This window comes from Kitasatospora sp. NPDC001309 (genome assembly GCF_042896295.1).
GTDB lineage: Bacteria > Actinomycetota > Actinomycetes > Streptomycetales > Streptomycetaceae > Kitasatospora.
The window spans coordinates 71,730-89,731 of sequence record NZ_JBIAXC010000022.1 but is presented as its reverse complement, the minus strand read 5'-3'; the positions used below and the strand labels follow the sequence as shown (position 1 = coordinate 89,731).

Here is an 18,002-nt window from a genome sequence, read left to right as displayed (position 1 = left end):
GCGGGAGCGCCGACGCGCGGATCGGGGGAGGTGCTCCGCGGGGGAGCGGAGGCCTCACGGCGCGGGGGGAGAAGAGAAGGGCTCGGTGTGCTGTCGGGAGATGAGGTCCGCCACGGGGGAGGCCTCCGGCACACCGAGCCGCGTGAAGATCGCGTGCGCCTCCTGCAGACAGGCGAGCCCGCGGGCCGGCTGGGCGAGGGCGAGCAGGGCCTCGCCGAGCGCGGCGTTGGCCAGGCCCTGACAGTAGGCGGAGTCCAGCTCCTGGGCGATCGCGAGGGAGCCACCGGCGGCCTCGGCGGCCTCGGTGTGCTGGTCCGCGACGAGCAGGGCTGACGCCAGGCGGGCCAGGGTGTAGCCCTCCCAGAGCGCGTTGCGCTGGGACTGGTAGAGCTGGTGGGCCTCCCGCAGGTGCGGGACGGCCTCGGCGCCGGGGAGGACCACGCCGAGCTGGTAGAGGGTCTGGGCGAGCAGCGGGTCGTTCTTCGACTCCCGTGCCGCGGACACACCCTCACCGGCGGACTTGATCGCGGTCTCGGTCATCCCGAGCCGGTGCTGGGCCCGGGCCATGTTGCTGACGATCCGCGCCTCCGCCTTCGGGGCGCCGACGGCCTGGCTGGTCGTCCTGGCCTGCTCCAGGAACGGCAGGGCCTCGGCCGGACGGTTGCCCACGCTCAGGATCACGCCCAGCATGTTGGCGGTGGCCAGGAGCAGGACGGTCGGGACCTCGGGCGCCTGGTGGTCGAGGCTCCGCCGGAACGACTGCTCGGCCCCCTGGAAATCGCTGGTGGCGGACTGCAGGGTGCCCAGGGCGAGGTGCACCCGGGCGAGGACGGCACGGTCGTTGCGGAGCTCCGCCTCGTGGCGGACGGTCTCCAGGATCTGTCGGCCCTGTGGGCCGTGGGTCGGGTCCGGGCCGAGGCCGTACATCAGGATCAGCAGGTCGATCGCCGCGTGCTGCAAGGCGATGGGCCCGTTCGCCGCCGCTGCCATGGCATTGAGCAGCACGGCGCCCTCGGTCCGCAGCCAGTCCTGTGCGGAGCCGCTGTTCGGCAGGCCGATCCCCGGAGAGGTGGGCGTGGTCAGCAGCTCCGGCTCCGTGTCGTCGGGTTCGATGGCCCGGGCGGCGTTGCGGACGGTCGGGATCAGCAGGTCGAGCAGCCGCAGTACCGCCTGCTCCTGCTCCCTGGTGTCCCCGATCCGCTCGTTCTTCCGCTGGGCGTAGAGCCGGAGCAGGTCGTGGTAGCGGTAGCGGCCGGGAGCGAAGCACTCCAGCATGTTCGCTTCGACGAGGGCTTCGGCGAGGTCCTCGGCGGTGTACTCGTCCACGCCGAGCAGCGCCGCGGCGGCCGCCAGTGGGATGTCGGGCGAGTCGATCAGGGCGAGGAGCCGAAAGGCGCGGGCCTCGTCCACGGACAGCTGTCCGTAGCCGAGCCCGATGGTGGTCTCCACGGCGAGGTTGCCGAGCTGGAGTTCGTCGAGTCGTCGTCGCTGGTCGGCTAACCGAGTGGCCAGGTCGGAGACGCTCCAGCGCGGCCGACTGGCCAGCCGGGCGGCGGCGATGCGGACGGCCAGCGGCAGGAAGCCGCAGGCGGTGACCACCTTCATGGCGGCCTCGGGCTCGGCGGCGACCCGGTGTTCGCCGACGATGGCCGAGAAGAGCGCGAGCGCCTCGCCGGGCGTCAGCTCCTCCACGTCGAACAGCTGGGCGCCCGGGATTCCGGCCAGCCGGGAGCGGCTGGTCGCGAGCACCGCGCAGCCGGAGACTCCGGGGATGAGCGGCCGGATCTGCTCGGCGTCGCGCGCGTTGTCGAGCAGGATCAGCATCCGCCGGCTGGCGAGCAGCGAGCGGTAGAGCGCGGCGCGCTGTTCGAGGGCGTCGGGGCTCTCGGTGACGCCGAGTGCGTGCAGGAAGTCGCCGAGGACGACCACCGGATCGGCGGGCGAGGCGCCGGCCCCGCGCAGGTCGACGTAGAGCTGCCCGTCCGGGAACTCGGTGCGGACCCGATGGGCGACGTGGACGGCGAGGGTGGTCTTCCCGACACCGCCGATCCCGGCCAGCGAGGTCACCACCACGGCCTGGCCGGTGGCGTTCATCAGGACCGTCGAGAGGTCGCCCACCAGCTTCGAGCGGCCGCTGAAGTCCGAGACGTCGGCCGGGAGTTGAGCCGGAGCCGGAGGTGCGGCCAGGCCGTCCTCGCGGGCGACGGAGAGCGGAACCGCCGGCAGGGTGAGTGTCGGGTCGGCGGCGAGGATGCGGTTGTGCATCGACGACAGGCCGACGCCCGGTTCGACGCCGAGTTCCTCGATCAGCAGCTTGCGGGTGTCGGTGTAGACGCCGAGCGCCTCGGCCTGCCGGCCGCAGCGGTAGAGCGCCAGCATCAGCAGCTCGCGCAGCCGTTCGCGCAGCGGGTGCTCGGCCGTCAGGTTGTTGAGCTCGACGACGATCTCGGCGTGCAGGCCGATGTCGAGGGCGGCGGCGCACAGTTCCTCGGCGGCGGCCGCCTGGCGTTCGGCCAGCCGGAGCCGCTGGGCGTCGGCGTACGGACCGGGGATTCCGGTCAGCGGACGGCCGCTGAACAGGTCCAGCGCCTGGGCCAGCAGTCGGTGGGCCTCGCGCTTGTCGCCCGAGGTACGGGCGGTCGCGGCCTCGGCGGAGAGCCGCTCGAAGACCGAGAGGTCGAGGGCCTCGCCCGGGATGCGCAGGGCGTACCCGTCGGCGACGGAGACCAGCAGTTCGGCGGGGCGGCGCACCTCCCGCTGCGGCTCGATGACGGAGCGCAGGCGCGAGACGTACGTGCGGAGCGCGGCCACGGCCTGGGTCGGGGGCCGGTCGCCCCAGAGGGCGTCGACCAGGTCCTGCGTCGTGACCGGGCGTCCGGAGTGCAGCAGGAGGGTCGTGAGGACGGCCTGCTGCTGGGGGGAGCCGAGGGAGAGGGGTTTGCCGTCGAGCCAGGCCTGGACCGGACCGAGGACTTGGAAGCGCAGCGCAGGTGCCTGCGGCGTCTCCCGAAACTCCATGAAGTCCCCCGATGGCCTGTCGTGTTGATTCCGTGAAAGGGCGCTCGGCGGTCCGCCGCGGTGGCTCAGCTTAGGCGGACGCCCGACTCTGCCGGACGGCACCGCAAGTCGCGCGGTGTTTATCGGACATTTAATCAACCCTACGATACTGTCCCCGCGCCCGCGCCACGGAGGTCGGGCAGGACACATTTGATGACCGAAAGGCGGCCACTCAATGGCCAACGACCAGAGCGCTGCCCAGGCGCCGGCGACGCCCGCGAACGGGACGACGACCGAGGCCCCGGCCACTGCTGTGGAGGCGGGCAAGGCCGTCGAGGGTGCTGTGACCGCGTCCTCGAACGGAGGCGCGTACACCGCACCGACCGACGCCGACAAGACCGCGTTCGAGAACGGACCGTTCGGTGACGAGGGCGAGTACGTGACGGAGCCCGCTCCGCAGACCACCGGCGACCCGGGCAAGCCGCGCGAGCCGCTGAACATCGTGGGTGGCCACCCGTAAGCGGCCCTCGCCCGGTGCCCCCGCGTCCCCGTTCGGGCGCGGGGGCACTTCTGGTTCTGTGCGTGCCAATTCGTGTGCGGGTCCATCGGGTGGCCGATTCCCGCCCTCGATGCACGCATGGTGACCGCCGTTATCCGTAACGTGCCCGGCGGCGGGCCCCGGGCGTTCCGGAATTCCGGATTCACCGGGGGGATTACCCGGGTCCGAATGCCGTGGTTTGCGTGGATTTTGCCGCAATTACCGGGGCTGATCGCATTCAGCCGAATCGCGGGGCTCGGGGGCGGGTGAGACGTGGTTCGGTTCGGCCGTCCATTCGCGGCCGCCGTGCTCGGGGCGCAGGTAGTGCTCGCCGCCGATGGTTCCCATGTAGATACCGGTGCGTCCGGTCCTCCGGTCGAGGACGAGGTCACCCACCTGTGGCCGGTAGGCCTTGGCGTTGCGCTGTCGGGTGCTCACCTCACCGCTCCTTCGCTCTGTCGCGACTGGCCAGCATCTCTAGAGAAGCTAATATCTCTAGAGATGTCAACGGTCGTATCTCCTTACCGGCGGCCGCGGGCGCGCCTAGGATTGTCCGAGGGAGAGGGAGCGCGATGACCGGCAGCAGTGGCGACAAACAGCCCAAGTACCAGCGGATCGCCGACTCCCTCAAGGCTGCCATCGACGGCGGCCGCTACGGCGCGGGGGACCGGCTGCCCGGCGAGAACGACCTGATGGACGAGTACGGCGTGGCCCGGATGACGGCCCGTCAGGCGCTCGGCGTGCTGCAGAGCGAGGGCATCGCGGAGGCCCGCAAGGGGTCCGGGGTGTTCGTCCGGGACTTCCGGCCGCTGCGCCGGCGCGGCATCCAGCGGCTGGCGCAGGGGCAGTGGGGCTCCGGCCGGTCGATATGGTCCGCGGACATCGACAACCGCAGCCTGGTGGTCGACCAGGTCTCGGTCACCGAGCAGGGCGCGCCCGAGCACGTGGCCCGGGTGCTCGGGGTGGAGCCGGGCGTCCCGATGTGCGTGCGCCACCGCCGCTTCGTCCTGGACGGCAAGCCGGTGCTGCTCTCCACCTCCTACCTGCCGGCCGTCCTGGTCGCCGGCACCGCGATCACCCGCGAGGACACCGGCCCCGGCGGCACCTACGCCCGGCTGGCCGAGATCGGCGCCAAGCCCGTGCACTTCCGCGAGGAGGTCCGCTCCCGGATGCCCGCCGCCGAGGAGGCCGCCCGCCTCGAACTCTCCGCCGGCACCCCGGTGATCCTGATCTGCCGCACCGCCTTCGCGGACGAGGGCCAGGTCGTCGAACTCAACGAGATGATCCTCGACGCCGCCTCCTACGTCCTGGAGTACGACTTCGACGCCTGAGCCCCGCCGGAGGCGAGCCGGGACGGCTTCTGCTACTGGTAGTGGTAGCGGGCCTTGAGGATCTTCACTTCCTTCTCGTCGGCGCGGTACACCAGGCGGTGTTCGTCGTCGATCCGGCGTGACCAGTAGCCCGCCAGATCGCCCTTCAACGGTTCGGGTTTGCCGATTCCGGCGAAGGGGTCGCGCTGGATCTCACCGACCAGGCGGGCGATCCGCTGAGCCATCTTCCGGTTCGAACCGAGCCGGAAGAGGAAGTCCTCCCAGGCGTCCGGGTCGAAGTGGACACTCCTCACACCTCACCTGCCAGAGCTTCCAGTTCCTCCGGCGTCCTGGTGAGGTCGGATGCGCCGCTCCTGTCGCGGGCGACTGCCGCCATGAGCCGCTGGGCGTTGGCGGGGGAACGCAGAAGGTAGATCGTCTCCTGCCAGGCGTCGTAGTCCTCGGCGGACATGAGGACCGCGTCCCCGCTCTTGGAGGTGATTCTTATCGGGGCGTGGTCGTCGTTGACCTTCTTGATCAGCGGGAACAGTTGGGTGCGCGCCTCGCTCGCACTGATCGCCATGGTCAAGCCTCCGAGCTCGTACCGGAAAGTGGTACTGCCATGGTACGAGGTTTCCGTACCACCGGCCAAAGCATTGTGACCATGCGGAACCGCCCCGGGCGCGAGGGCGGCCGGGGCGGTTCGGGGGTGTGCGGGGGTGTTCCGCCGGGGGTTACTCCTTGGAGCGGATCCGCAGGTTGGTGATCAGCGGGCCCTCGGTGGTCTCGCGGAAGAAGTCGTTGCCCTTGTCGTCGACGACGATGAAGGCCGGGAAGTCCTCGACCTCGATGCGCCAGACGGCCTCCATGCCGAGCTCGGCGTACTCCAGCACCTCGACCTTCTTGATGCAGTCCTGGGCGAGGCGGGCGGCCGGGCCGCCGATGGAGCCGAGGTAGAAGCCGCCGTGGGCGGCGCAGGCGTCGGTGACCTGCTTGCTGCGGTTGCCCTTGGCGAGCATGACCATGGAGCCGCCGGCGGCCTGGAACTGGTCGACGTAGGAGTCCATCCGGCCGGCCGTGGTGGGGCCGAAGGAGCCGGAGGCGTAGCCCTCGGGGGTCTTGGCCGGGCCGGCGTAGTAGACCGGGTGGTCCTGGAGGTACTTGGGCATGCCCTCGCCGGCGTCCAGGCGCTCCTTGATCTTGGCGTGGGCGATGTCGCGGGCGACGACGAGCGTGCCGGTGAGCGAGAGCCGGGTCTTGACCGGGTACTTCGACAGCTCGGCGCGGATCGCGGGCATCGGCTGGTCGAGGTCGATGCGCACCACGTCGTCGTCGAGGTGCTCGTCGGTGGTGTCCGGCAGGTACTTCGCCGGGTCGGTCTCCAGCTGCTCCAGGAAGACGCCCTCGGCGGTGATCTTGCCGAGCGCCTGGCGGTCGGCGGAGCAGGAGACGGCCATCGCGACGGGCAGCGAGGCGCCGTGGCGGGGGAGGCGGACCACGCGGACGTCGTGGCAGAAGTACTTGCCGCCGAACTGGGCGCCGATGCCGATCTTCTGGGTCAGCTCGGTGACCTTGGCCTCCAGCTCCAGGTCGCGGAAGCCGTGCCCGGTCCTGGCGTTGCCCTCGGTCGGCAGGTTGTCCAGGTAGTGCGCCGAGGCGTACTTGGCGGTCTTGAGCGCGAACTCGGCGCTGGTGCCGCCGATCACGATGGCCAGGTGGTACGGCGGGCAGGCGGCGGTGCCGAGGGAGCGGATCTTCTGCTCCAGGAACGAGAGCATGCTGGCCTCGTTCAGGATGGCCTTGGTCTCCTGGTACAGGTACGACTTGTTGGCCGAGCCGCCGCCCTTGGCCATGAAGAGGAACTTGTACGCGTCGCCGTCGGTGGCGTACAGCTCGATCTGGGCCGGCAGGTTGTTGCCGGTGTTCCTCTCGTCCCACATGGTCACCGGGGCCATCTGGGAGTAGCGCAGGTTGAGCTTGGTGTACGCGTCGTACACGCCGCGCGCGATGGCGGACTCGTCGGCGCCGGGGGTGAGCACGTGCTGGCCGCGCTTGCCCATGACGATGGCGGTGCCGGTGTCCTGGCACATCGGCAGGATGCCGCCGGCCGAGATGTTGACGTTCTTGAGCAGGTCGAGCGCGACGAAGCGGTCGTTCGGGCTGGCCTCCGGGTCGTCCAGGATGCGGCGCAGCTGGGCGAGGTGGGCGGGGCGCAGGTAGTGCGAGATGTCGTGCATCGCCTCGGCGGTGAGCAGGCGCAGCGCCTCGGGCTCGACCTGGAGGAAGGTGCGGCCGCCGGCCTCGAAGGTGGAGACACCCTCGGAGGTGAGCTTGCGGTACGGGGTCGGGTCAGCGCCCAGGGGGAGCAGGTCGCTGTACTCGAAGTCTGGCGTGGGAGCCATCGGGGCGGTCCTTAGGGGTCCAGTGGTCCGGCTGCGTCGGCGAAGCACCATCCAGGGTAGGACCCGGCCGCGGGACGCATGCGGACAGGTCAGCCTTGCGTGACGGGGCTCACTCGGCCAGGAGTGCGAGCGACTAGGCTTGGCCCGTGAACAACACGCCGGACAACACGCCGGAGAACTCGCCGTCGCAGGACGTTCCGGGGCAGCCGCCGGTGTCGGCGCCCGTTCCCCTGACCAAGCCCGAACCCGAGTCGCGGCCCGCCGCGGTGCCCGCCCCGGTGGCCGCAGCGGTGCCCGCCCCGGCGGCCGCCCCGCGGACGTCGCACGCCCCGGTGGCGGACGCGGACATGCGGGTCTCGGACGCCGACCGCGAGCGGATCGCGGAGCTGCTGCGGGACGCCTACGCCGAGGGGCGGCTGGACGCGGAGGAGCACGCCGAGCGGATCGGGGCCGCGTACGCCGCCAAGACCTTCGGCGACCTGGTCCCGCTGACCAGGGACCTGCCCGCGCACCGTTCGGTGTCCTTCGACAAGCCGCCGCTGGGCGCCGAGGCACCGGCCCCCGCGCCCGCCAGGCCGCTGCCGCCGGCGCGGCACGAGGCGCCGTCGGTGGTGGCGATCTTCGGCGGTGCCTCCCGCAAGGGCCGCTGGCGGGTGGGCTCGCACCTGACGGCCTTCACCGCGTTCGGCGGGGTGGAGATCGACCTCACCGACGCCGTCTTCGAGTCCCCCGAGGTGGAGATCACGGTGACGGCGGTCTTCGGCGGGGTCGACATCCGGGTGCCGGAGAACGTGACCCTGCTCGGTTCCGGGGTGGGCATCTTCGGCGGTTTCGACGTCCGGGAGCAGACCGCGGCGGACCCGTACGCTCCGGTCGTGCGGGTCAAGGGCCTTGCCCTGTTCGGCGGTTGCGAGGCCAAGCCGCGCCGGGGCAAGAAGATCAAGGAGTGGGTGCGCAAGCAACTCGGGACGGAATAGCCCGAATCGACCTGCCGAGTGCCCGGTCGGGGATCAACTCCCGGTCGGGCACTCGGCGTTGTGCCCGGTGCACTCCGTAGTCGATTGCGTGCAGTGTGCATGAATCGCGGCCGGACGGGGTAGTTCCTTCCGCACATCGCTTCTTGTACGGCTGTGCACCGGAGGCGGCCCAGCGGCCGCCCCGGGCGTTGGACAGCGGGGGCTCGCAGCCGGGCAGGGGAGCGAGGTTCCCCGTGTCCGAGAGCCTCGTCAGGAGTACGGCCGTGCTGCATCCGATCGAGTCCCGCACCACCTCGCCAGTCGCCGCCGCCCAGTTGCTGGAGCGCCGTCCGGCCGTCCCTCCGCAGCCGCAGCCCCCGAGCGGTACGGCGGGTCAGGCCGCGGGTGAGGACAATCCGTGGCACACCGGTGCGGCCTGTCGGCGGGACGAGGTGGGGCTGTTCTTCGCGCCCTCGAAGGAGCCGACGGCGGCCCGGCTGTCGCGGGAGGAGCAGGCCAAGCAGGTGTGCGCTCGCTGCCCGGTGCTGCTGGAGTGTCGCGAGCACGCCCTCGCCCAGCCGGAGCCGTACGGGGTCTGGGGCGGGCTGACGGCCGCCGAGCGGCGGGTGGTGCTGGCCCGGCGCCGCCGCCGGGACGCGGAGCTGCGCGAGGCGGCCCGGGTGGCCACGGCCGGGCGCCGGATAGCGGGTTGACGGCGGGCCGAAGACCCGCGGCCGCGGTCGCCGCGCGACCGCCGCGGCGACGAGCGGGACCGGTACGCCGCGCGGCCCCGGCGGAGGGGGGATCCCGCCGGGGCCGCGCGTTCGGACAACCGCTTCCGGGCCGGGTCAGTTGGCCCGGTCGAAGTCGATCGCGCTGTAGGCCCGCAGCTTCGACAGCTTGTGGACCGAGTTGATCTCGCGGATGGTGCCGCTCTTGGAGCGCATCACCAGCGAGCTGGTGGTGGCGGTCTCCGAGCGGTAGTGCACGCCGCGCAGCAGCTCGCCGTCGGTGATGCCGGTGGCGACGAAGAACACGTTCTCGCCGCTGACCAGGTCGTTGGTGGTGAGCACCCGGTCCAGGTCGTGCCCGGCGTCGAGGGCCTTCTGCCGCTCGGCCGCGTCCTTGGGCCAGAGCCGGCCCTGGATGACGCCGCCCATGCACTTCATCGCGCAGGCCGCGATGATGCCCTCGGGGGTGCCGCCGACGCCCAGCAGCAGGTCCACGCCGGTGCCCTCGCGGGCGGTCATGATGGCGCCGGCCACGTCGCCGTCGGTGATGAACTTGATCCGGGCGCCCGCCTCGCGGATCTCCCGGACCAGGCCGTCGTGGCGCGGACGGTCGAGCACCATCACGGTGACGTCCTCGACGGCGCTGCCCTTGGCCTTGGCGACCCGGCGGATGTTGACGGCCGCCGGGGCGGTGATGTCGACGTAGTCGGCGGCCTCGGGGCCGCAGACCAGCTTGTCCATGTAGAACACGGCGCTGGGGTCGAACATGGTGCCGCGGTCGGCGACGGCCAGCACGGCGACGGCGTTGGCCATGCCCTTGGCGGTCAGCGTGGTGCCGTCCACCGGGTCGACCGCGACGTCGCACTCGGCGCCGGTGCCGTCGCCGACCCGCTCGCCGTTGTAGAGCATCGGGGCTTCGTCCTTCTCGCCCTCGCCGATGACGACGACGCCGTTCATCGAGACGGTCGAGACGAGGGTGCGCATGGCCTTCACGGCGGCGCCGTCGGCCCCGTTCTTGTCGCCACGGCCGACCCACCGGCCGGCGGCCATCGCGGCCGCCTCGGTGACCCGGACGAGTTCGAGCGCGAGGTTCCGGTCCGGAGCCTCGGGCGCGACCTCCAGGGCACTGGGAAGGTGGTGCGGGTACTGCGTGGTCATCGTCGTTACCTCTCTGTACGCGACGGCCAGTGAGCGCCCGACTACTGCCAGGTCGAACGCCGTGGTGAGGGTAGTGCGATCGTATCTGCCCACGAGATGACTGTCTGTGGCGCGGGTCGCCACCCCGGGCGGAAGGCCCCGGTTCGTCCCGGTTCACCCGTACGTGCACACCCCGGGTGGCCGGGCCGGTGTGTGGATGAGTCACCATGGGTGGGTGGCTGCAGAGAGCAAGGGCATGAGGGGTCGGCAGACCGTACGGGACATGGTCCTGTCGATGCTGGCGGTCGGTTTCGTCGTCTGGATCGGTTACCTGTTCCTCCCGCACGACGCGAACGGCGATCCGGTGCACGTGGTCGCCTACAAGGTCGAGGCGGCCTCGGCGAAGCGCGCCGCGCCGTACCCGCTGCTGTCCCCGGAGGGGCTGTCCGACAAGTGGCGGGCCACCTCGGTCAGCTACACGCCGGCCGCCATCAACAACGGCAAGGGCAACGCCTGGCACCTGGGCTTCGTGACGCCCTCCGGCCAGTACGCGGCGGTCGAGCAGGCCGACGTCCCGCGCGAGAAGCTGCTCGCCGACAAGGTCGCGGGCGCCCAGCCGGACGGCACCGCGGACGCCGCCGGGCGCACCTGGGACCGGGTGCAGGGCGACAAGGCCCGCGCGCTGGCCGTCCAGACCGGTTCGGCCACCACCATGATCACCGGCACCGCCTCCTACGAGGAGATGGCCGATCTGGCCCAGGCGCTCAAGTAGCGCGGGGCCCTGCCCGGGCGCGCAGGCCCCCGGCGCCCCTCGGGCACGCGGAAGGGCCCGCACCGGTACGAACCGGTGCGGGCCCTTCGCCGTCGCGGGGTGCGATCAGACCGTGGTGACGACCTGGTCGTACTCCAGGCGCGGGGAGCGCGGGAACCAGGCCTCGTCGCCCGGCTTGCCGATGTTGACCACGGCCAGCACCGAGTGCTCGCCGTCGCCGAAGAACTCCTTGTTGAGGCCCTCGGCGTCGAAGCCGGTCATCGGGCCGGCGGCCAGGCCGGCGGCGCGCACGCCGATGATGAAGTACGCGGCCTGCAGGGCGCCGTTCAGCGCGGCGGAGCGCTCACGGGTGGCGCGCTCGGAGAAGAACACGTCCTTGGCCTGCGGGAAGTGCGGGAACTGGGTCGGCAGCTCCTCGTGGAACTCGTTGTCCGCGGCCAGGATGGCGACCAGCGGGGCGGTGGAGGTCTTGGCCTTGTTGCCGTCCGCCAGGTGCTGGACGAGGCGCTCGCGGCCCTCGGCGGAGCGGACCAGGACGACGCGCAGCGGCTGCTGGTTGAAGGCGGTCGGGCCGAACTTGACCAGGTCGTAGATGGCCTGGACCTGCTCCTCGGTGACCGGCTCGTCGGTGAAGGTGTTCGCGGTGCGGGCCTCGCGGAACAGCAGGTCCTGAGCGGCGGCGTCGAGTACCAGGGCGTCGGTGGTCATGCTTCTGCACCTCATGCGGGAGGGGGGTTCGTCGGTGTGACCGGCGGAGCCGATCAGTTCCTCCAACATAGGTGAAGATTCAACGATTCCCCAAGCCCTTGTGAGCTGCCTCACAGAGCGGGCCGCACTGCGCCCGGGCTCTGCGCCCGGGCTCGTGCGCCCGGGCTCTGCGCCTGGGCTCGTGCGCCCGGGCCGTGCGCCTGGGCTCGGTCACTCCCCGGCCGGGCCCGCGCCCTCCTCGGCGGCCAGCGCGGCGTCCAGTCGGGCCCGGGCGCCGTCCAGCCAGCGCTGGCAGACCTTCGCCAGCTGCTCGCCACGCTCCCACAGGGCCAGCGACTCCTCAAGGGAGGTGCCGCCGTTCTCCAGCTGCCGGACCACGTCCAGCAGCGCGTCCCGGGCGTGCTCGTAGCCCAGCGCGTCGTCCGGGGTCGGCGCCGCCGCGTCCTGCTGCTCCTGCTGCTCTGCCATGCGTGCCAGCGTAGGGGCTGGCGCCGACAGGGGCGGGTTCCACCGGTCGAAACCCGGGTGCGGCCGCGCGACCGGCGGCGCTAGCCTCCGCCGCATGATCGAAGTCCGCCCCGCCGCCCCCGCCGACGCGCCCGAGCTGGTCCGGCTGCGCAACCTGATGCTGCAGGCGATGCCCGGCATGGCCGCCTCGGCCGGCCCCGCCCCCTGGCAGGCCGCCGCCGAGCGGATGCTGCGCGAGCGGCTGGCCGCCCCGGCCGAGCGGTCGACCATGTCCGCCTTCGTGGTCGACGACCCGGAGCGCCCCGGCCGGCTCGCCGCCTGCGCCGTCGGCACCCTGGAGCACCGCCTGCCCTCGCCCGGCAACCCGGACGGCCTGTTCGGCTCCGTCTTCAACATCTGCACCGACCCCGACCGGCGGCTGCGCGGCTACGCCCGGGCCTGCACCGAGGCGTTGCTGGACTGGTTCGACGGCCGCCGGGTCGGCCGGATCGACCTGCACGCCAGTAGCGGCGGCGAGTCGCTCTACCGCAGCCTGGGCTTCGCCGAGTACTCGACGGCGCTGTCCCGGCAGCGCTCCTACTGAGGCTCCGCCCGAGGGCCCGCCGGGGGCTCCGCCGCCCCGGGCGCCACGGTGACGTCGAAGCCGCCGCCCGCGACCCGGGCGTGCAGCCCCTCCCCGGCCGCGAGCCGCGCCGGGTCCGTCACCACCGTGCCGTCGGCCCGCTGGAGCACCGCGTAGCCGCGTTCCAGGGTGGCCGCCGGGGAGAGCGCGACCACCCGGGCCAGGGTGTGCCCGAGGTCGCTCTGGGCGTGGTCCAGCCGGTGCCGCAGGGTGCGCCGGGCCCGCTCCACCAGGCCGTCCACCTCCTGGCCGCGCCCGTCCAGCATCCGGTGCGGGGCGGCCAGCGCCGGGCGGCTGCGCAGCCCGTCCAGCCCGTGCTGCTCGCGTTCGACCCGGGCCTGCACGTGCCGGCGGGCCCGGTCGCGCAGCTGGCGGACCTTGGCCAGCTCCTCGCCGACGTCCGGAACCACCCTTTTGGCGGCATCGGTCGGGGTGGAGGCGCGCAGGTCGGCGACGAAGTCCAGCAGGGGCTGGTCCGGCTCGTGCCCGATCGCGCTCACCACCGGCGTACGGGCGGCCGCGACCAGCCGCACCAGCCCCTCGTCCGAGAAGGGCAGAAGGTCCTCCACGCTGCCGCCGCCCCGGGCCACGATGATCACGTCCACCTCGGGGTGCTCGTCCAGCTCCCGCACCGCCGCGCTCACCCGCTCCACCGCGCTGACCCCCTGCACCGGGACGTTGCGCACCTCGAAGCGCACCGCCGGCCAGCGCCGCCGGGCGTTCTCCAGCACGTCCCGCTCGGCCGCCGAGCCGCGCCCGGTGACCAGCCCGACGCACTGCGGCAGGAATGGCAGCCGCCGCTTGCGCTCCGCCGCGAACAGGCCCTCCCCGGCCAGCCGCCGCTTGAGCTGCTCCAGCCGGGCCAGCAGTTCGCCCAGGCCCACCGGGCGGATCTCCGAGGCCCGCAGCGACAGCTGCCCGCGCGCCGCGTACCACTCCGGCCTGGCGTGCACGACGACCCGCGAGCCCTCCTGCACCACGTCCGCGACCTGCTCGAACACCGAGCGGAAGCAGGTCACCGTGAGGGAGACGTCGGCCTGCGGGTCGCGCAGGGTCAGGAACACCACGCCCGCGCCGGGGCGGCGGCTGAGCTGGGTGATCTGCCCCTCGACCCACACCGCGCCGAGCCGGTCGATCCAGCCGCCGATCAGCGCGGAGACCTTGCCGACCGGGAGCGGGGCTTCGGGGGAGCTGGGGTTGGCCATGCGTACGAGGCTAGCGGCGTCCGCCGACACCGTCCCCGGCAACGCCCGCCGGCGTCGTCCCCGGCAGTGCCGGCCGGCACCGTTCCGCACGGCGCCCGCCGGCGCCGTCGCTAGCGGTGCCCGCCGGTGCCGTGCGCCGTGCTGCCCTGCACACCGAGCACCACCAGGCCGGCCGCCAGCCAGACCAGCCCGACCAGCTGTGCCGTGGTCGAGGCCTCGTAGACCACCGCGCCGATCACCGCGATCCCCAGCAGCGGGACGACCAGGTGCCGGAGCCGGTCGGGCGAGCCGTGCCGGACGGTGTACCAGCCGATCACCGAGGCGTGCAGCAGCGCGAAGGCGGTCAGCGCGCCCACGTTCACCACCGAGGTCAGCTGGTCCAGCCCGTCGTCCCGCTCGGCCGCCCAGACCGCCGCCGCCATGGTGACCACCGCGGCCGCCAGCAGCGCCCGGCGGGGCACCGCGCTGCCCGGGTCGACCGAGCCGAGCACCCGCGGCAGCCGTCCCTCCCGGCCCATCGCGAAGACCAGCCGGCCGGCCGCCGCCTGCCCGGCGAGCGCGGCGAAGGCCGCGCCGATCGCCTTGCTGGCGGCCACCAGCAGGTGCAGCCAGTGGCCGATGCCGCCCTCCACGGTGTCGTAGAAGGCGGAGCCCTGGGAGGCCGGGTCGGCGGCCAGCTGCTGCGGGGTGGTGGGCTCCAGCACGGCCGCCAGGTAGGTCTGGGCGACGAACAGCAGCCCGGCCAGCGCCAGGCACCACAGCACCGCCCGGGCCACCGCGGCGGAGGCGCCGACCGCCTCCTCGACGAAGGTCGCGATCGCGTCGAAGCCCAGGTAGGAGAGCACCGCGACGGACACCGCGGAGACCACCGCGGTGAGCGAGAAGCCCCCGACGGCGGTGAACGGCGTGTCCCAGCCGCGCCGCGCGCCGTCCCGCACCAGCACCACCACGGCCGCGACCACGAACACCGCCAGCACCGCGATCTCCAGGGCGAGCACCGCGAAGCCGACCGCGGCCGCCGTCCGCACCCCGACCAGGTTGAGCGCGGTGGTCACCAGCACCGCGGCCGCCGTCCACACCCAGCGCGAGACCCCGGGCACCAGCGAGTTCAGCGCGATCCCGGAGAACAGGTAGGCCACCGCGGGGATCAGCAGGTAGTCCAGCATCGCCATCCACCCGGCGATGAACCCCGGCCCCTCGCCCAGCCCGGCCCGCGCGTAGGCGAACACCGAGCCGGTCTGCGGCACCGCGCGGACCATCTGGGCGTACGAGAAGGCGGTGAAGCCCATCGCGACCGTCGCCGCCAGGTAGACGGCCGCCACGGCGCCGTGGCTCCGGGCGTCCAGCACGCCGAAGACGCCGACCGGGGCCATCGGGGCGATGAACAGCAGCCCGTAGACCATCAGATCGCGGACGCCCAGGGTGCGGCGCAGGCCGCTCGGCGTCGGCTGCTCGTTCACAGCGCTCATGGAGACCAGGCTTGAGCAACTTCCGACCCTTTGCGACCGGAAGGCGTCCGGGCCGGCGTCCGGGGCGGCGGTGCGGCCCGCCCCGGGCGGTGGGGCTCCCGGTCGCCCGTACGATGGGGGCATGTCCAACACCGCGCAGCGCCGTGTCCTGCTCGCCGCCCCCCGGGGCTACTGCGCGGGTGTCGACCGCGCCGTGATCGCCGTGGAGAAGGCCCTGGAGCAGTACGGGGCGCCCATCTACGTCCGCAAGCAGATCGTCCACAACAAGTACGTGGTGCAGACCCTGGAGAAGAAGGGCGCGATCTTCGTCGACGAGACGGAGGAGGTGCCCGAGGGCTCGATCGTCGTGTTCTCCGCGCACGGCGTCGCCCCGTCCGTCCACGACGAGGCGCGGGCCGGCAAGCTCGCCACCGTCGACGCCACCTGCCCGCTGGTCACCAAGGTGCACAAGGAGGCCGTGCGCTTCGCCGACGAGGGCTACGACATCCTGCTGGTGGGCCACGAGGGCCACGAGGAGGTCGTCGGCACCATGGGCGAGGCCCCGGACCGGATCCACCTGGTGGACGGTGCCGAGGACGTCGCCAACGTCCAGGTGCGGGACGAGTCCAAGATCGTCTGGCTCTCCCAGACCACGCTCTCGGTGGACGAGACCATGGCCACCGTCGGCGAGTTGAAGAAGCGCTTCCCGGCGCTGGTCAGCCCGCCCAGCGACGACATCTGCTACGCGACCCAGAACCGCCAGGTCGCGGTCAAGCAGCTGGCCCCGGAGACCGACCTGCTGATCGTGGTCGGCTCCAAGAACTCCTCCAACTCGGTCCGCCTGGTCGAGGTCGGCCTGGAGTACGGCGCCAAGGCCGCCCACCTGGTCGACTTCGCCGAGGAGATCCAGGAGTCCTGGCTGGAGGGCGTCACCACGGTCGGCCTGACCAGCGGCGCCTCGGTGCCGGAGATCCTGGTCGACGGCGTGCTGGAGTTCCTGGCCGCGCGCGGCTACGACACGGTGGAGACGGTCAAGACCGCCGAGGAGCACCTGACCTTCTCGCTGCCCAAGGAACTGCGCCGCGACCTGCGCGCCGAGGCGGCCGGCAAGCTGTAGGGCCCGTCCTCGAACCCTGGACCCGCCACGACGGACCCGGTGCCCCGCTGCGGGCACCGGGTCCGTCGCGCTGTGCGGGCCCGTCGATTGCGGTGCGCCCCCGTCCGGGCTCTCGTAGCTTTGTGCACAGGCTGTGGACAAGCCGGTCGACGGCCGGACGGCGGAAGGCGGAACGATGACGGCGGTATTCGGCGTGGACATCGGCGGCTCGGGCATCAAGGGCGCCCCGGTCGACCTCGCCCGGGGAGCACTCACCCAGGAACGGCACAAGGTGCTCACCCCGCAGCCGTCCGAGCCCGGGGCCGTGGTCGCCGCCGTCCGCGAGGTGGTCCAGCACTTCGACCACCAGGGGCCGGTCGGGCTGACCTTCCCCGGGGTGGTGGTCGGCGGCCGCACCCGGACTGCGGCCAACGTGGACAAGGGCTGGATCGGCCTGGACGCGGAGGGCCTCTTCCGCGACGCGCTGGGCATGCCCGCGACCGTGCTCAACGACGCGGACGCGGCCGGTCTCGCCGAGACCGAGCACGGCGCCGGGCGCGGCGAGTCGGGCGTGGTCCTGGTGCTCACCTTCGGCACCGGCATCGGCAGCGCGCTCTTCGTGGACGGCACCCTGGTGCCCAACACCGAACTGGGCCACCTGGAGCTGCGCGGCAAGGACGCCGAGCGCCGCGCCTCCTCGGCCGCCAGGGAGCGGCACGACCTGACCTGGGAGCAGTGGGCCGGGCGGGTCGACGAGTACCTGGACCTGGTGGAGATGCTGTTCTCCCCGCAACTGATCGTGATCGGCGGCGGGGTGAGCCGCAAGCACGAGAAGTTCCTGCCGCTGCTGAGGGACCGCGGGGCGCGGGTGGTGCCGGCGGAGCTGCGCAACGACGCGGGCATCGTCGGGGCCGCCATGGCGGCGGCCCGGGCGGCGGGCTAGGGCACGGCCCTCGGCGCCCGCGCGCCGGGCCGTCAGCGGGAGCGGTGGAAGCGGCGCTGGGCGACGAAGCGGGCGAGCACGATCAGCGCGGCCAGCCCGGTGCCGGAGAACAGCCAGCCGGCCCGCAGCGCCAGCCCGGTCGCCAGCGCCACCACCTGGGCGGTGACGCCGGAGGAGCTGACCGGGGCGAGCGCCAGCAGTGCCACGGCGAAGGCGATCGGCCCGCTGATCGGGGCGGCCAGCAGGTCGGCGTAGCGGACCCGGACGGCCAGCTGGAAGCAGACCACCAGGTAGCCGAGGCCGAACAGCCAGCCGAGGTCCTCGAAGAGCAGCCGGTCCAGGCCGGCCACCGCCAGCGTGGCCAGCACCGCGAGCACGCCGGTGCCGATCGCGGTCAGCCGGGTCGGCCGGCCGGTCCGGCGCCGTCCGTACACGCGCAGCCGGCGCTTCGGGGCGGGGCGCGCGGCGGGCCGGTCGGCCACCGGGCGCAGCCGGGACGGGGGAGCCGCGGGGGCTCGGGCGCTCTCGGGTGCCCGGCCGGGACCGGGGACGGCGGCCGGGGCCGCGCCGGTCGGCGGACGGCGTCTGGGCCCTGGCGGCTGGGTACGGATGCTCTGCTCCACCCGCCCAACGTACGGTCCGATCATCGCCACACTGTGTAATGGACCG

19 protein-coding genes are annotated in these 18,002 nt (G+C 72.9%); 8 read left to right on the top strand and 11 right to left on the bottom strand.

Features of this window, described 5'->3' with window-relative positions; translation table 11 throughout:
- Window positions 1-54: 54 nt before the first annotated feature.
- The gene (locus ACFY2K_RS22320) at window positions 55-3,018 is read right to left on the bottom strand and encodes a BTAD domain-containing putative transcriptional regulator (protein ID WP_380527833.1); all 2,964 of its coding nucleotides are present in this window, start codon (window positions 3,016-3,018) and stop codon (window positions 55-57) included.
- Window positions 3,019-3,232: 214 nt separating this feature from the next.
- On the opposite strand from ACFY2K_RS22320, the gene ACFY2K_RS22315 reads away from it, so the two are divergent.
- On the top strand, window positions 3,233-3,517 hold the full coding sequence (locus ACFY2K_RS22315; RefSeq protein ID WP_380527835.1) for a hypothetical protein: 285 nt from the start codon (window positions 3,233-3,235) through the stop codon (window positions 3,515-3,517).
- Window positions 3,518-3,754: 237 nt separating this feature from the next.
- Here ACFY2K_RS22315 and ACFY2K_RS22310 read toward each other — a convergent pair whose 3' ends face one another.
- Window positions 3,755-3,973: a hypothetical protein gene (locus tag ACFY2K_RS22310; protein WP_375884638.1), complete on the bottom strand. Its 219-nt coding sequence runs from the start codon at window positions 3,971-3,973 to the stop codon at window positions 3,755-3,757.
- A gap of 134 nt (window positions 3,974-4,107) precedes the next feature.
- Here ACFY2K_RS22310 and ACFY2K_RS22305 point away from each other — a divergent pair, with 134 nt between their 5' ends.
- Window positions 4,108-4,866 (top strand): GntR family transcriptional regulator, encoded by a 759-nt coding sequence (locus tag ACFY2K_RS22305; RefSeq protein WP_387713431.1) that lies wholly within the window; start codon window positions 4,108-4,110, stop codon window positions 4,864-4,866.
- Between the two features lie 32 nt (window positions 4,867-4,898).
- On the opposite strand, the gene ACFY2K_RS22300 is transcribed toward ACFY2K_RS22305, so the two are convergent.
- The 3 genes from ACFY2K_RS22300 to ACFY2K_RS22290 form a co-directional block, all read right to left on the bottom strand.
- Window positions 4,899-5,159 (bottom strand): Txe/YoeB family addiction module toxin, encoded by a 261-nt coding sequence (locus ACFY2K_RS22300; RefSeq protein ID WP_380527837.1) that lies wholly within the window; start codon window positions 5,157-5,159, stop codon window positions 4,899-4,901.
- A complete protein-coding gene (locus tag ACFY2K_RS22295) occupies window positions 5,156-5,428 on the bottom strand; it encodes a type II toxin-antitoxin system Phd/YefM family antitoxin (protein ID WP_380527840.1) in 273 nt (90 codons plus the stop codon). Before ACFY2K_RS22295 ends, ACFY2K_RS22300 begins: the two co-directional genes overlap by 4 nt.
- A 151-nt stretch (window positions 5,429-5,579) precedes the next feature.
- Window positions 5,580-7,247, bottom strand: a complete 1,668-nt coding sequence (locus ACFY2K_RS22290; protein WP_387713427.1) for a fumarate hydratase — start codon at window positions 7,245-7,247, stop codon at window positions 5,580-5,582.
- A 146-nt stretch (window positions 7,248-7,393) separates the two neighbouring features.
- Here ACFY2K_RS22290 and ACFY2K_RS22285 point away from each other — a divergent pair, with 146 nt between their 5' ends.
- A complete protein-coding gene (locus ACFY2K_RS22285; protein ID WP_375884646.1) occupies window positions 7,394-8,224 on the top strand; it encodes a DUF1707 domain-containing protein in 831 nt (276 codons plus the stop codon).
- Between the two features lie 314 nt (window positions 8,225-8,538).
- Window positions 8,539-8,916 carry a WhiB family transcriptional regulator gene (locus ACFY2K_RS22280; RefSeq protein ID WP_375884878.1) on the top strand — a complete coding sequence of 126 codons (378 nt, stop codon included), beginning with the start codon at window positions 8,539-8,541 and terminating at the stop codon, window positions 8,914-8,916.
- A 135-nt stretch (window positions 8,917-9,051) separates the two neighbouring features.
- Here ACFY2K_RS22280 and glpX read toward each other — a convergent pair whose 3' ends face one another.
- The gene (glpX, locus tag ACFY2K_RS22275) at window positions 9,052-10,092 is read right to left on the bottom strand and encodes a class II fructose-bisphosphatase (protein WP_375884648.1); all 1,041 of its coding nucleotides are present in this window, start codon (window positions 10,090-10,092) and stop codon (window positions 9,052-9,054) included.
- Window positions 10,093-10,306: 214 nt separating this feature from the next.
- Between glpX and ACFY2K_RS22270 the strand changes: the two genes are divergently transcribed.
- Complete coding sequence (locus ACFY2K_RS22270; protein ID WP_387713423.1) at window positions 10,307-10,843, top strand: DUF4245 domain-containing protein; 537 nt, start codon at window positions 10,307-10,309, stop codon at window positions 10,841-10,843.
- A 105-nt stretch (window positions 10,844-10,948) separates the two neighbouring features.
- Here ACFY2K_RS22270 and ACFY2K_RS22265 read toward each other — a convergent pair whose 3' ends face one another.
- Together ACFY2K_RS22265 and ACFY2K_RS22260 are read right to left on the bottom strand one after the other, a co-directional pair.
- The gene (locus ACFY2K_RS22265; RefSeq protein ID WP_375884653.1) at window positions 10,949-11,551 is read right to left on the bottom strand and encodes a malonic semialdehyde reductase; all 603 of its coding nucleotides are present in this window, start codon (window positions 11,549-11,551) and stop codon (window positions 10,949-10,951) included.
- Between the two features lie 210 nt (window positions 11,552-11,761).
- Window positions 11,762-12,019 carry an exodeoxyribonuclease VII small subunit gene (locus ACFY2K_RS22260; protein ID WP_360230956.1) on the bottom strand — a complete coding sequence of 86 codons (258 nt, stop codon included), beginning with the start codon at window positions 12,017-12,019 and terminating at the stop codon, window positions 11,762-11,764.
- A 94-nt stretch (window positions 12,020-12,113) separates the two neighbouring features.
- On the opposite strand from ACFY2K_RS22260, the gene ACFY2K_RS22255 reads away from it, so the two are divergent.
- Window positions 12,114-12,602, top strand: a complete 489-nt coding sequence (locus tag ACFY2K_RS22255) for a GNAT family N-acetyltransferase (protein WP_375884659.1) — start codon at window positions 12,114-12,116, stop codon at window positions 12,600-12,602.
- Here the strand turns inward: ACFY2K_RS22255 and xseA are convergent.
- Together xseA and ACFY2K_RS22245 are read right to left on the bottom strand one after the other, a co-directional pair.
- On the bottom strand, window positions 12,596-13,846 hold the full coding sequence (gene xseA / locus ACFY2K_RS22250; RefSeq protein WP_375884662.1) for an exodeoxyribonuclease VII large subunit: 1,251 nt from the start codon (window positions 13,844-13,846) through the stop codon (window positions 12,596-12,598). The genes ACFY2K_RS22255 and xseA overlap by 7 nt on opposite strands.
- Before the next feature lie 110 nt (window positions 13,847-13,956).
- Complete coding sequence (locus ACFY2K_RS22245) at window positions 13,957-15,315, bottom strand: APC family permease (RefSeq protein WP_380527848.1); 1,359 nt, start codon at window positions 15,313-15,315, stop codon at window positions 13,957-13,959.
- 121 nt (window positions 15,316-15,436) lie between these two features.
- Between ACFY2K_RS22245 and ACFY2K_RS22240 the strand changes: the two genes are divergently transcribed.
- Together ACFY2K_RS22240 and ppgK are read left to right on the top strand one after the other, a co-directional pair.
- The gene (locus tag ACFY2K_RS22240; protein WP_375884668.1) at window positions 15,437-16,411 is read left to right on the top strand and encodes a 4-hydroxy-3-methylbut-2-enyl diphosphate reductase; all 975 of its coding nucleotides are present in this window, start codon (window positions 15,437-15,439) and stop codon (window positions 16,409-16,411) included.
- A gap of 175 nt (window positions 16,412-16,586) precedes the next feature.
- Window positions 16,587-17,333 (top strand): polyphosphate--glucose phosphotransferase, encoded by a 747-nt coding sequence (ppgK, locus tag ACFY2K_RS22235; RefSeq protein WP_375884671.1) that lies wholly within the window; start codon window positions 16,587-16,589, stop codon window positions 17,331-17,333.
- A 32-nt stretch (window positions 17,334-17,365) separates the two neighbouring features.
- On the opposite strand, the gene ACFY2K_RS22230 is transcribed toward ppgK, so the two are convergent.
- Complete coding sequence (locus tag ACFY2K_RS22230) at window positions 17,366-17,956, bottom strand: DUF6542 domain-containing protein (protein WP_375884673.1); 591 nt, start codon at window positions 17,954-17,956, stop codon at window positions 17,366-17,368.
- Between the last annotated feature and the right edge of the window lie 46 nt (window positions 17,957-18,002).

Coding starts and splice junctions, on each gene's coding strand:
- ACFY2K_RS22320 (WP_380527833.1), bottom strand. CDS start 3,018: ATGGAGTTTCGGGAGACGCCGCAGGCACCTGCGCTGCGCTTCCAAGTC.
- ACFY2K_RS22315 (WP_380527835.1), top strand. CDS start 3,233: ATGGCCAACGACCAGAGCGCTGCCCAGGCGCCGGCGACGCCCGCGAAC.
- ACFY2K_RS22305 (WP_387713431.1), top strand. CDS start 4,108: ATGACCGGCAGCAGTGGCGACAAACAGCCCAAGTACCAGCGGATCGCC.
- ACFY2K_RS22295 (WP_380527840.1), bottom strand. CDS start 5,428: ATGGCGATCAGTGCGAGCGAGGCGCGCACCCAACTGTTCCCGCTGATC.
- ACFY2K_RS22290 (WP_387713427.1), bottom strand. CDS start 7,247: ATGGCTCCCACGCCAGACTTCGAGTACAGCGACCTGCTCCCCCTGGGC.
- glpX (WP_375884648.1), bottom strand. CDS start 10,092: ATGACCACGCAGTACCCGCACCACCTTCCCAGTGCCCTGGAGGTCGCG.
- ACFY2K_RS22265 (WP_375884653.1), bottom strand. CDS start 11,551: ATGACCACCGACGCCCTGGTACTCGACGCCGCCGCTCAGGACCTGCTG.
- ACFY2K_RS22260 (WP_360230956.1), bottom strand. CDS start 12,019: ATGGCAGAGCAGCAGGAGCAGCAGGACGCGGCGGCGCCGACCCCGGAC.
- ACFY2K_RS22255 (WP_375884659.1), top strand. CDS start 12,114: ATGATCGAAGTCCGCCCCGCCGCCCCCGCCGACGCGCCCGAGCTGGTC.
- xseA (WP_375884662.1), bottom strand. CDS start 13,846: ATGGCCAACCCCAGCTCCCCCGAAGCCCCGCTCCCGGTCGGCAAGGTC.
- ACFY2K_RS22245 (WP_380527848.1), bottom strand. CDS start 15,315: ATGAGCGCTGTGAACGAGCAGCCGACGCCGAGCGGCCTGCGCCGCACC.
- ACFY2K_RS22240 (WP_375884668.1), top strand. CDS start 15,437: ATGTCCAACACCGCGCAGCGCCGTGTCCTGCTCGCCGCCCCCCGGGGC.
- ppgK (WP_375884671.1), top strand. CDS start 16,587: ATGACGGCGGTATTCGGCGTGGACATCGGCGGCTCGGGCATCAAGGGC.